General features: G+C 73.3%; 10 protein-coding genes. 1 reads left to right on the top strand and 9 read right to left on the bottom strand.

The annotated features are described in order from the left end of the window. Position 1: 1 nt before the first annotated feature. The 7 genes from ACN27G_RS14110 to ACN27G_RS14080 all read right to left on the bottom strand — a co-directional run bounded on the left by ACN27G_RS14110 (position 2) and on the right by ACN27G_RS14080 (position 9,486). The gene (locus ACN27G_RS14110; RefSeq protein WP_421493271.1) at positions 2-946 is read right to left on the bottom strand and encodes a carbohydrate ABC transporter permease; all 945 of its coding nucleotides are present in this window, start codon (positions 944-946) and stop codon (positions 2-4) included. Between the two features lie 26 nt (positions 947-972). Continuing rightward, positions 973-2,400 carry an extracellular solute-binding protein gene (locus tag ACN27G_RS14105; protein ID WP_421493270.1) on the bottom strand — a complete coding sequence of 476 codons (1,428 nt, stop codon included), beginning with the start codon at positions 2,398-2,400 and terminating at the stop codon, positions 973-975. A 193-nt stretch (positions 2,401-2,593) separates the two neighbouring features. Next, entirely contained in the window at positions 2,594-4,396 is a 1,803-nt protein-coding gene (locus ACN27G_RS14100) for an ABC transporter ATP-binding protein (protein WP_421493269.1), read from the bottom strand. Between the two features lie 229 nt (positions 4,397-4,625). Beyond that, a complete protein-coding gene (locus ACN27G_RS14095; protein ID WP_421493268.1) occupies positions 4,626-6,320 on the bottom strand; it encodes an ABC transporter ATP-binding protein in 1,695 nt (564 codons plus the stop codon). Between the two features lie 92 nt (positions 6,321-6,412). Next, positions 6,413-7,795: a M28 family peptidase gene (locus ACN27G_RS14090; RefSeq protein ID WP_421493267.1), complete on the bottom strand. Its 1,383-nt coding sequence runs from the start codon at positions 7,793-7,795 to the stop codon at positions 6,413-6,415. A gap of 291 nt (positions 7,796-8,086) precedes the next feature. Further along, on the bottom strand, positions 8,087-8,407 hold the full coding sequence (locus tag ACN27G_RS14085) for a hypothetical protein (RefSeq protein ID WP_421493266.1): 321 nt from the start codon (positions 8,405-8,407) through the stop codon (positions 8,087-8,089). A 95-nt stretch (positions 8,408-8,502) separates the two neighbouring features. Beyond that, on the bottom strand, positions 8,503-9,486 hold the full coding sequence (locus tag ACN27G_RS14080; RefSeq protein ID WP_421493265.1) for an LLM class flavin-dependent oxidoreductase: 984 nt from the start codon (positions 9,484-9,486) through the stop codon (positions 8,503-8,505). A 194-nt stretch (positions 9,487-9,680) separates the two neighbouring features. On the opposite strand from ACN27G_RS14080, the gene ACN27G_RS14075 reads away from it, so the two are divergent. Next, positions 9,681-10,724, top strand: coding sequence for a LacI family DNA-binding transcriptional regulator (locus tag ACN27G_RS14075; RefSeq protein WP_421493264.1), 1,044 nt, complete (start codon positions 9,681-9,683; stop codon positions 10,722-10,724). 101 nt (positions 10,725-10,825) lie between these two features. Here the strand turns inward: ACN27G_RS14075 and ACN27G_RS14070 are convergent, their stop codons facing one another. Further along, positions 10,826-12,244 (bottom strand): endo-1,4-beta-xylanase, encoded by a 1,419-nt coding sequence (locus ACN27G_RS14070; RefSeq protein ID WP_421493263.1) that lies wholly within the window; start codon positions 12,242-12,244, stop codon positions 10,826-10,828. A gap of 222 nt (positions 12,245-12,466) precedes the next feature. Beyond that, positions 12,467-13,642 (bottom strand): low temperature requirement protein A, encoded by a 1,176-nt coding sequence (locus ACN27G_RS14065; protein ID WP_421493262.1) that lies wholly within the window; start codon positions 13,640-13,642, stop codon positions 12,467-12,469. Positions 13,643-13,864 lie beyond the last annotated feature (222 nt).

The following is a 13,864-nucleotide window of genomic DNA, read 5'->3' as shown; positions in this document are numbered from 1 at the left end:
CTCACACCTCCTTTTCCTGGCGTCGGGTCATGACCAGCCACACCGTGGAGACGGCGAGCACCAGCACGAAGAAGAGCGTGGACGCCGCCGAGGCGTAGCCGACGCGGTAGTTGGTGAAGCCGACGTCGTAGACGTACTGGAGTGCCGAGCGGGTGCTGAAGTTCGGGCCGCCGCTGGTCATGATGTACATCTGGTCGAAGACCTTCAGCGAGGCGATGACCTGGAGCACCACCACCAGCGTGGTGGTGCGGGCCAGCAACGGCAGGGTGATCCGGCGGATCTGCTGCCAGGGGCCGGCGCCGTCGATGGCGGAGGCGTCGTAGAGGTCCCGGGGGATGTCCTGGAGCCCGGCGAGGTAGAGCACGAAGTTGAAGCCGAGCGTCCACCAGACCGTCGTGAGCGCCAGCGACACCATCGCCCACCTCGGGTCGCCGAGCCAGTTGGGGGCGGTGAGCCCCATCGTCTCGAAGGTCCGGCTGAGCAGGCCGAGCTCCGGGGTGTAGATCCACATCCAGATCAGCGCCACCACTGCGGAGGGCAGCACGTACGGCAGGAAGAAGGCCAGCCGGAAGAACCAGCGACCCCGGCGGACCCGCTCGGCCAGCAGCGCGAAGAGCAGCGCCAGCACCACCAGCGGCGGGGTGGTCAGGATGGTGAACCAGACGGTGTGCCAGAGCGCCCACCAGAAGTCGGAGCTGCCCAGTGCCTCGGCGTAGTTGTCCAGGCCGGCGAAGGTGCCGAGCCCGGGACGGACCAGACTGGTCTGGAAGAAGCTCATCACCAGCCCGTACAGCGCGGGTCCGATGATGAAGAGCAGGTAGAGCGCGAGGAACGGGGCCAGGAAGAGCAGCGCGGGCCGGCCGTGCCGCGCCCGGCGGTCGGCGCCGCCGGACGGCGGCGGGGATTCGGTACGGATCTGGTCGGGGGCCTCGGTGGTGGTGGCCACTGCCAACCTCCTCTGCTGAGGTCGGGTCAGACCGGCGACGGGGTCTGGGCGAGGACGGTCAACTGAGACCGGATCTGCGCGATCGCGGCCGGGACGGTGAGTTCGCCGCCCTCCACGGCACCGACGGCGGAGCCGATCACGGTCTCGAAGGTGGAACCGGAGCCGGAGTACCAGGCCGGTGGGTCGTAGACCGCGGTGTCCGCGGCGGCGGCGTAGTTCGACTGCGGATGCAGCCGCCGGTACGCGTCACTGGTCGCGAAGGGCAGCCAGGTCGGGACGTGCCCACCCTCCGCCCAGGTGAGACTCTGGTCGAGCACCGAGCGGACGAAGTACAGCGACCGGTCCAGCCTGGCCCGGCTCCGGTCGGGGTGGACCGGCAGGACCAGGGTGTGCGAGTCGGCCTGCACGGCGTGCGGCCCGCCGAAGACGTTCGGCACCAGCGTCATCCCGAAGGACATCCCGGCGGTCTGGAAGGTGGTGATCTCCCACTCGCCGTTGAGGTGGAAGCCGGCCTGTCCGGTGGCGAACATCGCGATCGCACCCGGGTAGTCGGCGCCGCCAGGCATGAGCCGCTGCTCGACGGTGAGGGCCCGGAGGTGGTCGAGCACCCGGGCGGCCTTGGCGTCGTCGAGCACGATCCGGGTGCCGTTGTCGGCGAGGATCTCCCCCTCCAGTTGGGAGTAGAAGGTCTGGAAGAGCCGCCACGGCGAAGCCGGGTCGGCGTTGATGCCGTGCGTGGCGCCGTACTGGCCGGTCACCTGCTTGGCCCGGGTCAGCGCGTCGACGAACGCCGCCTCGCCGACGATGGGTTTGAGCTGGCCGTCGGAGTCGAGCAGGCCGGCCTGCCCGCAGATGTCGGTGTTGTAGAAGAGGACGAAGGGGTGGGTGTCCAGCGGGACGGCGTACGCCCGGCCGTCGACCAGCCCCGCCTGCCAGGCCCGCTGGTTGAAGTTCTCCGGGGCCATGCCGTGCCGGGCCAGGTCCTCGGGGTGCAGTTCCTGGAGCAGGCCGGCGTCGACCAGGGTCTTCATCCGGGTGAGGTGGGAGATCGCGACGTCCGGCGGCTGCTCGCCGACGGTGGCGAGCGAGAGCTTGGTGTAGTACGGGTCGCCCCAGGCCAGGATGATGGCGTTGAGCGGGGTGTCCGGGTTCGCCCGGCGGAAGGCGTCCTGGATCTGCTGCATCCGGACGCCGTCACCGCCGCCGAAGAGGTTCCAGTAGTCGATGGCGCCGGGTGCCGACTCCGTGTTCAGCAGGCCGGCGCCGAGCGGGGTGGCGCAGCCGGGCAGGGTCACGGCGCCGGCACTGGCGAGCGCGCCGAGCAGCACGCCGCGGCGGCTCAGCGCAGGGCCGCTCAGCGCCGGGCCGGGAGGCCGGCCGGCGACTCCCTGCCCGAAAGGCCGGCTGCCCGGTGGCTGACCGGGAAGCCGGGGGACGGGTGGCGGACCGTTCATTGTTCCCTCCTGAGCGGGGAGAGCTGATGAACCGTTGCGGGAGAGCTGATGAACCGTTTCAATCGACGGTACCGGGGCTCCGGCGTGGTGGTGCGGCGCGGCGCCGAGCGGCGCCGCCGGTGGTCGTCGCTACCGGAGTTGCCCGATGTGAGCGATCACACACAGCAGATTGTTGCCGGTGATCCCAGAGCCGTCAATCGATGCGGCCGGTCGGCGGCGGGAGCTGGGTCCCCGTCCAGGCCGACCAGAGCGCCGCGTACCGGCCTCCGGCGGCGACTAGCTGGTCGTGCGTGCCGACCTCCGACACCCGTCCGCCGTCCAGCAGGATGATCCGGTCCGCGGCGGCCGCCTGGGTCAGCCGGTGTGCCACCACCAGCCCGGTACGCCCGTCCAGCGCCCGGCCGGCCGCCGTCTCGAGGGAGCGCGCACCCGCACTGCCGGCCTCGGCGGTCGCCTCGTCCAGGATCGCCACCGGCGGCGCGGCGAGGACCAGCCGGGCCAGGGCGAGCTGCTGGGCCTGCGCCGCCGTCAGCCGGTGCCCGCCGTCGCCCACCACCGTGCCGAGATCGTCGGGAAGCGCCCGCACCCAGCCCGACGCGCCCACCGTGTCCAGCGCGGCCCGCAGCTCCTCGTCGGTGGCGTCCGGCCGGGCCAGCCGCAGATCCTCGGCGAGCGGCCCGGCGAAGACGTGCACCTCCTGGCTGACCAGGGCCACGGTCCCTCCGGCGACCGCCGCACCGAGCTCCTCGATCGGCACGCCGCCGAGCCGGATGCTGCCGCCGCTCGGCCGGTGGATGCCGGCGATCAACCGGGCCAGCGTGGTCTTGCCGGCGCCGCTCGCCCCGACCAGGGCCACCCGCTCGTGCGGCGCGACGCCGAAACTCACCTCGTGCAGCACGTCGTGCCCGGGCGTGTACGCGTACCGCAGCTCCTTCGCCTCGACGGCACCGTCCACCGGCCCGGGCCGGCCCGCCGGCCGCCGCTGCGCCGGCAACCGGGTGACGCCGACCAGCCGGACCAGGCTGGCGGCGGCCGACTGCGCGTCGTCGACCAGGCTGAGTGCGGCGTTGAGCGGGCCGAAGAGGTTGTGGAAGTAGAGGGCGGCGGCGGAGGCCGTACCGACGGAGACCGCGTCCGCGCGGACCAGCAGGAAGCCGGTCACCAGCACGGCGGTCAACCCGATGAACTCGGCGACGTTGAGCCGGCCGAAGAACCGGGTCATCAGCCGGATGCCGCGCAGCGTGAGGTCGACCGCGGCGACGGAACTGCCGGAGACCCGGGCCAGGTGCGGTTCGGTGAGCCGGAAGGCGCGTACGGTCCGGGCACCGCCGATCGTCTCCAGCAGTCGCTGCTGCTGGGCGCCGTGCGCCACCCGCTGGCTGGCGTAGAGCGGTTGGGCCCGGCGGGCGTACCAGCGGGCGGTGTGCACCTGGACCGGCACCGCGAGCAGGGCGGCGAGCAGGAACCGCCAGTCGAGCACGGCGAGCCCGACCAGGGTCAGCACGATGGTCAGCCCGGAGCGGGCGAGCTGCGGCAGCGCGGTCCGGACCGCCTCGGCGATCATCGTGACGTCGCCGGTCACCCGCGAGGTCAGGTCACCGGAGCCGGCCCGCTCGACCTGCTCCAGCGGCAGCTCGAGCACCCGGTCGACGAAGCGTTCCCGCAGGTCGGCCAGCATCCCCTCGCCGAGCCTCGCGACCTGCGACAACCCGAGCGCCAGCGAGATTCCCTGCACCACCGCGACGAGTCCGAGCAGCAGCGCCGGGAGGGTGACCGCGGCGGGCGGGCGTCCCTCGACGACCAGGTCGACGATGCGCCCGAGCAGCGGGGCGGTGAGCAGCCCGACCGCCGTCGAGCCGACGAGCAGGCCGAGGGCACGCAGGCCCAACCACCGTCGCGGGCGCAGCAGCTCGGCCAGGGTGGCCCGGACCTGTGCCCCGGTCGCGGTCGGCAGCAGCTCCCGGTCGGGCCGGTCGGCCCCGGCGGGCTCGCTCATCGGGAACCTCCTCGCATCGCGCCGTCGCCCCTCCCGGTGTCCTTTCCGCCGCCCCGCCTTCCGCCGCCCTGTCCGGCGCCCCGCCTTCCGGTGTCCTTTCCGGCGCCCCGCCTTCCGGTGTCCTTTCCAGCGCGCCGCCTTCCGGTGTCCTTTCCAGCGCGCCGCCTTCCGGTGTCCTTTCCAGCGCGCCACCTTCCGGTGTCCTGTCCGGCGCGCCGCCGCCCGGCGGTCACCGCAGCACCGACGCCCGGTAGCCGGCGTCGTGCCGGACCAGCTCCGGATGGACGCCCTCGGCCCGGACCGTCCCCTCGTCGAGCAGCAGCACCCGGTCGGTGACCGCGAGCAGCGCGGGGCTGGCGGTCACCAGCAGCGTCGTCCGGCCCTGCCGCAGCTCCCGGAGCCCGGCCGCGATCCGCGCCTCGGTGGCCGCGTCGACGGCGGTGGTCGGGTCGTGCAGGACCAGCACCGCCGCGTCGGCGGCGAGCGCCCGGGCCAGCGCCACCCGCTGGCGCTGGCCGCCGGAGAGCGACTGCCCGCGTTCGGTCAGCAGCGTGTCGAGCCCCTGCGGCAGGGCCCGGGCCACCTCGTGCACGTCGGCGGCGGCGAGCGCCGGGCGCAACTCGGCCTCGGCGATGGCCGCCGCGCCGACGTTCTCCCGCAGGGTGCCCTCGAACAGGTCGGCGTCGTGCGGCGCGACCAGGATCGCGGCCCGCAGCCCGGCGGGGTCCAGAGTGTCCAGCCCGACGCCGTCCAACTCGACGGTGCCGGTCTCCGGGTCGGCGTCGCGGGCCAGGCAGCGCAGCAGATCGTCGGCGGTGGCCGGATCGGTCGTCACGATCCCGACCAGCTCACCCGGTGCGACGTGCAGGCTCACCCCGCGCAGCGTGCCGTGCCGGACGTCCCGTACGTCGATGCGGCCCCGCACCGGACCGGCCGGGGAGCCGGTGCCCCGCGGTGTGGCCGACGGTGCGCCGAGCACCGAGGCGATCCGCGCGGCGGAGGCGCGGCCCTGGGCGATCTCGGCGTTGACCCAGCCGAAGACGGAGAGCGGCCCGAGCAGAAAGAGTGCCAGGCCGACCGCCGCGACAAGTTGCCCGACGCTGAGGTCGCCCTGCGCCGCCAGGCGGCCGCCGAGCAGGCCAACGCCGGCCACGAAGAGTCCGGTGACGACGACCAGGGTGCCGTCGTACCAGGCCTGGGCCCGGGCGGCCCGGACCGTGGCGGCCAGCGACTCCCGGCTGGTCCGCCGGTAGCGCTCGGCCGCCGCCGGTGCCGCGCCGAGACCCTTGAGGACGCGCAGGCCGGCGACGAGGTCCGCGGCCACCCCCGACGCGTACGCGGCCCGCTCCTGCTCGGCGTGGCTGCGCCGCTCCAGTGGCCGGCCGAGCAGGTGGGCCAGCCAGAGCAGCAGCGGCGCGCCGACCAGCACCAGCAGCCCGAGCGGCACCGAGACCACCAGCAGGGCGACACCGCCGACGAGCAGCCCGGTGAACGCCCCGATCCCGGTGGCGAGGGCCCGGTTCACCGCGCCGACCCGGTCGGCGTCGCCGGTGGCGGTGGCGACCAGGTCTCCGGGGAGGCGGCCCTGCTCCGCCCCGCCCCGATGGTCCAGGATCCGGCGGGTCAGCGAGAGCCGGAGCTGGTGCGCCGCCTGCTCGACCGCGCGTTCGCCGGTCCGGGCGCTGAGCCGGAAGCTGCTCGACAGCACCGCGAAGACCACGCCCAGTACGCCGATCCAGCCGATCAGGTCGGTCAGGCCGCCCCGGCCGACGGCCCGGTCGATGACCACTCCGATCACCACCGGTACGAGCGCCTCGCCGGCCTGGTGGCTGGCGCTGAGGCCCGCGCTGACCAGCACGTGCCGGAGCTGGCCGGTGATCGCACCGCTCAGCACCGTGCGTGCCGTGGGACTGCCGGTCCGCACGTTCTGGCTCCTCCGCTAGAAACTGGAGGTTAGGCTAGCCTAAACCGTTGCCGGATGGCGATCCCGCCCCGTGTGGGCCGGCGCGTGCCCGGTCAGGGGCGCCGGGCGGTGGCGTAGGCGGCGGAGCCGATCAGCTCCAGCGACACCTGGAGCCGGGAAAGGCTGATGTTCTTCTCGATGGTGTCCTCCGGGCTGTGGTACGGCGGCTCCAGCAGCGCCGGCGACTCCTCACCCCGCCAGGAGAAATTGGCGCTGGGGATGCCGACCTCCTGGAACGACTGGTGGTCGCTGGCGCCCCGCTGGGTCACCGGCGAGATCCGGGGCTGGTAGCCGAGCCGGATCGCGGCGGCGGTCACCTCGTCGGTGGCCCGGTTGGCGAGCCCGTCGAAGGAGAGCAGCCAGTATCGGGTCGCCGGATCCCAGCTCGTCGCCACCATGTCGTTCTGGTAGACGGCGACGATCCGGTCCCGCTCGTCCTGTGGAAGCTGGGCGACGTGGTACCGGGAGCCGATCAGCCCCTGCTCCTCCGAGCCCCATAGCGCGAACCGCAGGGTCGCCTCGACCGGCAGGCCGTGCAGCACCCGCGCCAGCTCCAGGCAGAGGACGGTGCCGGAGCCGTCGTCGTTGGCGCCCGGTGCGCCGATCACCGTGTCGTAGTGCGCACTCACCATGACCACCGGACCGTGCTGCCCGCCTCGCCGAGGTGTGCGTTCGGCGAGCACGTTGTGCGAGGTGAGCCCCTGGTGCGCCGAGGTGGTGACGGTCAGGGTCAGCGGGCGGTGCCCGAGCAGCTGTCGCAGCCGGTGCTTCTGCGCCTGGGCGACGCCGACCACCGGAATCGGCACCGGGGAGCCGGCCGAGCCGGGCAGGGTCGGGGAGAATGCCTGCGCCCGGCGGGGTTCCGCGAGGTCGGCCGGCAGGAGGACCACCGCCGCCGCCCGCCGGGCCACGGCGGTGGCGACCAACTGCTCGCGCTGCGCCGCGACGTGGTCGACGAGGACGATGCTGCCGGCCGCGTCCTCCGGATAGTCTTCCGGCGCCCCGGCGCCGACGTCCACCACCCGGCCGGTGACCCTGGTGTCGTGCGCCGCGTGCGGAGACGCCCCGACCTGCCAGTGCAGGTCGTCGGGCAGGCCGGGCCGGGAGCTGAGCCGGCCGAGGAACTTGTCGGCCACGGGAAACGGTTGCAGGCTCGTGCGGTAGCCGAGGTCGTCCAGCTCGGCCGCCAGGTAGCTCGCGGCGGCCCGCTCCGAGGCGGTGCCGCCGATGCGGGGGCCGATCCGCCCGGAGAGATGCCGCAGTTGCTCCAGCGCCCGCCGGGCCGAGACCCGGCCGGCGACCAGCCGGTCGTGCGGGGTGAGGCCCGGCGGGCGGAGGGCTCCGGGGCGCTGGTCGGCCACTGCCCAGGCCGGTGCGGCGGTGGCGAGGACGGCCGCGCCGCCCAGGCCGAGCGCCAGCGCCCGGCGGCGGCTCACCGGCGGTCTCGCCGCACCTCCGGTGGTCGCGGCACGGTTTCCAGCGGTCGCGGCACGGTTTCCAGGCGGCGCGGCACAGTCGCCGGTGGCCTCCGCACGGTCGTCGACGCTGTGGTTGTCGGGGCGGCTCTGCAACGGGTCCTCCCGGTCGGGGCGCGGGCAGTCGGGCCTGCGAGCGGCGGTCCGGCACGGCGTGGCGACGGCGGCACGGAGATCACCGGCGACGGTGCGGTTGCGTCCGCGTGCGATGCGTCAGGGGTGCAGTGAATGTAGCCCGGCGTGGAACCGAACTCAAGATCGTCTTTCCTCGATGTCCACGTAGGACGCCACGAGCTCTGCCGGGGCACCGGCGTCGAGGAGCAGGTCGACGGCGGTGATCGCGAACCAGTTGTCGGCGACGGCGTGCATGGCCGCGGCCTCGGCGAGCAGGTCGGGGTCAGCGCCCAGGTCGGCGAGCTGGGCGAGGGCGGCGGCCCGGCCGAAACCCTCGCGATAGCCGCCGGCATAGTCCGTCGCGATGCGGTGTGCCCGGTCGAGCGCGAGGCGGCGGTCGGTGGGCTGGTGGGCGGCGAGGCGGGCTCGCCCGCCGGCGGCGTCTCGGCTGTCGTACACCTCGATATTCTATCGTACATGTGTTCGAACAACTGCCCCGGGGTGAGGCGTGGCGAACGTACGTCCACCGTGTCCCGCCGAGGTGGACCCGCAGGTCAGCGGCGTTGACGCAGCCGGTCGACCAGGCCGGCGAAGCGTTCGACGGCGGCGCTGCCGTCCGACGCGGCCACCTGGAGGGCGAAGACGTCCGGGCGGAGCCGGTCGAGCAGCGCCGTGCAGAAGCCGAGAAGTTCCCGGGGCTCGCCGACCCGGCGATAGCGGGCCAGGATGCGGTCCCGGCCGAGCCGGTCGGCCCGCTGCCGCAGCCGGGTCGGGCTCGACGCGACCAGCCGGCCGGGCGTGCGCAGGCCACGCCACGGGCGCAGCGCCCGCATCGCCTCGTCGTCGCTGCCGGCCAGCACGACGAAACTGGTCAGCACGACCCTCGGGGGTGGGCGTCCCGCCGCCGCGGCCGCCGCCCGCGCCACGTCGACCACCTCCCGGCCGGTCCGCTCGGGGTCCTTGACCGAGCTGACCACCCCGTCGGCGAGGCGGCCGGCGGTCGCCGCCGAGCGGGGACCGGCTGCCGCCAGGTGCACCGGCACCCTGCTGGACGGTGGACTGTGCAGCCGGATCGACGAGACGGGATAGAACGTCCCCGCCGGCCGCCGCACCGTCTCCCCGGCCAGCAGCGGCCGGAGCAGCTCCAGCGCCTCGGTCATCCGGGCCAGCCGCTCGGCGTACGGGGGAAACGGGCCCAGCGGTGCCTCGTTGATCCCCTCCCCGGTGCCGACCCCGAGCTCGAAGCGGCCGCCGGAGAGCCGGTCGAGCGTGGCGGCGGCCTGTGCGACAAGTACCGGATGCTGGCGGAACAGCGGGCAGGCCACCGCGGAGACCAGCGTGGCCACCCGGGTCGCCGAGGCGACCGCGCCCCACGTGGCCCAGCCGTGCCCGGCCGCACCGGCGTCGTCCACCCAGGGCTGGAGGTGGTCGGAGACGAGGATCGCGTCGAAGCCGGCCTCCTCGGCGCGGCGGGCCCGGGCCACAAGCAGCTCGGGCTGCCACTCCTCAAGGCCGAGAAACCAACCGAACCGGGTCACCGGGGCTCCTCTCGAACCGGCCGCAGGATGGTCCGGACGGCCGGGGCCGAAAGCGAGGCGGAAACCATATCATCATCGATGTGTAACACGTCGGTGCGCGGCGCCTCGGCGCGGCACACCGGCGCCGGCCCGGGATCGGCTCGACCGCCGCCTACCCTGGAGCCACTATTGATCAACGCACGTGGGAGCACACGATGAGATCCCGGCGCCGCGTCCCCGGAAGACCCACGCTGAGCGAGGTCGCGGCGCGGGCCGGCGTCGGGCGGGGCACGGCCTCGCGGGTCGTCAACAACTCCTCCCAGGTCAGTCCGACCGTCCGGGCCGCCGTGTGGGCCGCCGTCCGGGAGTTGGGATACGTCCCGAACCGCGCCGCCCGGGCCCTGGTGACCCAGCGGACCGACTCGGTCGCGCTGGTCATCTCCGAGTCCGGCGAGCGGGCGTTCGGCGAGCCGTTCTTCGCCGGCATCGCCCGCGGGGTCAGCGCCGGCCTGGCCGACACCCCACTGCAACTGTGGCTCTCCTGGATCCAGTCACCGGGCGGCCGGGAGAAGATGGAGCACCAGCTCACCGACCAGCACGTCGACGGGGTGATGCTGATCTCCCTGCACGACGCGGACCCGCTGCCGGCGCTGCTGAAGGAGCGGGGACTGCCGACCGTCCTCGGCGGGCGCCCGGCGCGGATGCTCGGCCCCGACTCCCAGCCGGAGTATTTCGTCGACGTCGACAACACCGGCGGCGCCCGGCAGGCGACCGAATACCTGATCGGGATCGGCCGGCGGGCGGTCGGCACTGTCGCCGGGCCGCAGGACATGGGCGCCGGGGTCACCCGGCTGGCCGGCTACCACGACGCGCTCGCCGCGCACGGCCGGCCCGTCCGGGAGGATCTGATCGAGTACGGCGACTTCAGCGCCACCAGCGGCCTGGAGGCGATGCGCCGGCTGCTGGCGCGCCGCGCCGACCTGGACGGCGTCTTCGCCGCCTCGGACCTGATGGCCCTCGGTGCGCTGCAGGCGCTGCACGAGGCCGGCCGGCGCATCCCGGAGGACGTGGCGGTGGTCGGCTACGAGGATTCCTCCCTGGCGCTGCACGCCAATCCGCCGCTGACCTCCGTACACCAGCCGGTGATCACGATGGGCCGGGAGATGGCCCGGCTGCTCGTCGCGCAGATCCGGGGCGAGGAGATCCCGTCACCCGCCATCTTCCTGGACACCCACCTGGTCCGCCGGAGGTCGGCCTGACCCCGGAGCCGGCCGCCCCGGCCGCCCATGCCCGCAAGGAAGGGCCCCCGCTTATCGTTTTCTGTTGTAGCGGGGGCCCTTCCTAACACCTTGGGCCGGCGTCATCCGGCGGTGCAGGATCGGATCTGTGGTCGTGCGCCGGAGTTGCCGTTCATCATCGTGGTGAAGCCGAAGGTGTTGCTGCCGTTGGAACGGACGGTCATGATGTTGCCGCTGCTGTCCCAGCTGAAGCTGCCGCTCCAGGTCGTGGAGACCCGCTGCGGTGGGGTGATCGCGACCACCACCGTCCAGCTGCTGGCGCCGCTGACCGTCACCGAGGTGTTGTACCGGTCACCCCAGACCGTGCCCGCGGTCACCGACGTGGTGCAGCTCCCCCCGGCCGGCGGCGTGGTCGGGTTGCCGGGTGGCGTGGTCGGGTTGCCGGGCGGTGTGGTCGGGTTGCCGGGCGGTGTGGTCGGGTTGCCGGGTGGCGTGGTCGGGTTGCCGCTGTTGAGCGCGGTGAGTACGGCGTCGTACGCCGGTTTCTTCTGGCCGCCGCCGGTGAAGAGCAGCGGGCTCTCCCCGGAGCGCCAGGAGTCGGAGTCGCGGATGCCCCACACGGTGATGCCCCTGCAACGGGAGACCGCGAGGCAGTCGTTGACGACGTTGCGGTACGCGTCGGACGGCGCGTTGCGGATGTCCAGCTCGGTGATGTGCACGTCGACGCCGAGGGCGGCGAAGCTGCTCAGCGTGGTGCGGTAGTTGCTCGGGTAGTTCGAGCCGCCGGTGAAGTGCGACTGGAGGCCGACGCAGTCGATCGGCACGCCGCGCTGTTTGAAGTCCTGGACCATCCGGTAGACCGCCTGGGTCTTGGCGGCGCTCCAGTTGTCGATGTTGTAGTCGTTGTAGCAGAGCTGCGCGTTCGGGTCGGCGGCCTCGGCGGCCCGGAAGGCGGCCTCGATCCAGTCGTTGCCGGTGCGTTGCAGGTTGGAGTCGCGGCGGGCGCCGCTGCTGCCGTCGGCGTACGCCTCGTTGACAACGTCCCACCAGGTGACCTGGCCACGGAAGTGGGTGGCGACCTGGGTGACGTGGTTGAGCATCGCCTGCCGCAGCGTGCTGCCGGAGAGGCCCTGCATCCAACCGGGCTGCTGGGAGTGCCAGGCGAGGGTGTGGCCGCGGACCTGCATGCCCTGGCCGCGGGCGTGCTGCACGATCCGGTCCGCGTTGGTGTAGGTGAACTGGCCCCGCTGCGGCTCGGTCGCGTCGATCTTCATCTCGTTCTCGGGCGTCACCTGGTTGAACTCGCGGTTCAGGATCGTGGTGTACGCGCTGTCGTTGAGCCTGCTCGCCGCCACGGCGGTGCCGAAGTAGCGGCCCCGCTCGGCGGCCGATGCGCCAAGCGTGCTCGCCGCGCTGGCGGTGGTGGGCAGCACGACGGCCCCGGCCGCCGCGAGCATGCCGACCGCGCCCACGACCAGCGCGAACCGCGTACGGGCGCGCGGGTTCAAGCCCCTGGCGCCGTCGGTGGAGTTTCTGATCATCCTTGCCCCTCTGGTGGAAGGCCGGACGGGCTTGGTGGTGGCCGCCCGGGTGTCACGGTGTGCGGACCGGTCGAGGTGCCATGGATGCCACGCGGGCGTGCACCGACGAGCGGCGTGGCGCATCGACTATGGTGGATGTCGAGTGTGACACCGTCGGTCGTCGAGGGTCAACCTTTGACATCTTCGGAAGCGGAGTGGCGCGTCGCCGACCGGCCCGCCCGGTCACTCGGAGCCGTGTCTGGGCCTGGCGGCGAGCACCGTGCTCCGGACCGCCGCCACCGCCACCACCATGGTCGCGAGGCCGGAGAGGGGTAGTGGACTCAGCACCAGGCCCAGCGGAGCGAGCGCGACCAGCACGACGACGGCGCCGAGGTGGGTCCGGGAGTGGACGCCGAGGACCGCTCGCTCGAACGACAGGAACCCGATCAGGAAGAGCACCGGGCCGCCCAGCACGCTACCGACCACGGCCGGACCGCTCGTGCCGGTCGGGTGGTGCAGCGTGAGGTCGTCCCCGACCGCCGTGACGATGATCCCGGCAACCATCGGGATGTGCAGATAGGTGTACGCCGACCGGCCCAGCCGCCCCGGCTCCTCCGCCTCGATGATCACCGCTCGGGTCGCGTCGGCGCTCCGGTCGAAGTAGATCCACCAGAGCGCCACGCTGCCCAGGAAGGCGCTGGCGACCGCCCCGAGGGCGGCCGGATCGTTGCGGAGTTCGCCGAAGTCCATGCCGCTGACCAGGATGGACTCGCCCAGCGCGATGATCACGAAGAGCCGGGCCCGCTCGGCGAGGTGTGCGCCGCTGATCGACCACTCCGCCGGGGTGGACCGACCCCACCTCGGCACCCAGAAGCCGTAGGCCGCCGCGGTGCTGTCGATCGCTACCGCCACCGCCCAGAGGCCCAGCCGGAGGGAGCCGTGGGTGAAGCCACCGGCCAGCCAGAGCGGGGCGGCGACCGTCCGCCAGACCAGCAGGCGCTGGAAGTTGCGGCGCAGCGCGGAGCGCCGGGCGAGGGCGGCGGCGACGAAGAGCGAACGGCCGACCCCCAGTGCCACGTACGCACCGGCGAACCAGAGCCCCCGTTCGCCGTACGCGTGGGGTAGCGCCGATGACATCACCAGGCTGACGCCCATCAGGGCGAGCAGCAGCACCCGGACCCGCGGCTGGTCGGGGTCGAACCAGTTGGTGATCCAGGCGGTGTCCACCCAGGCCCACCAGACGGCGAGCAGGATCAGCGCGGCCCTGGCGACGCCGACCGGGTGCAACCCGTGGAGCAGCAACTCGGTCACCTGGGTCACGGCCAGCACGTAGACCACGTCGAAGAAGAGTTCGATGGTGGTCACCCGCTCGTTTTCCGGTCCGCGCATGACGTCCGGCCGGCCACCCTCGCCGGTCAACCTGCCTCCACCCGGGATCGCCCATCCGTTCCATTCACCTGCTACAGGACTAGAACGGATAATAGAGGTACTATCCGGACCTAACACCTGAAGTGCTCGTGCATCGACGCATGGCCTGATCCGGACGAGTACGTCGGATCGGGGCGGCCGGTGGCGCCGGGTCGCGGCGCCGGGACCGTTTGCGGGTCGGTCAGGAGGGGGATGCGAGCACCCGATCGCCGG

Origin of the sequence: Plantactinospora sp. WMMB334 (assembly GCF_049179095.1) — a bacterium.
Taxonomy (GTDB): domain Bacteria; phylum Actinomycetota; class Actinomycetes; order Mycobacteriales; family Micromonosporaceae; genus Plantactinospora.
Note: the sequence above shows the minus strand (reverse complement) of the source record. Positions and strands in the feature narration are given on the sequence as shown.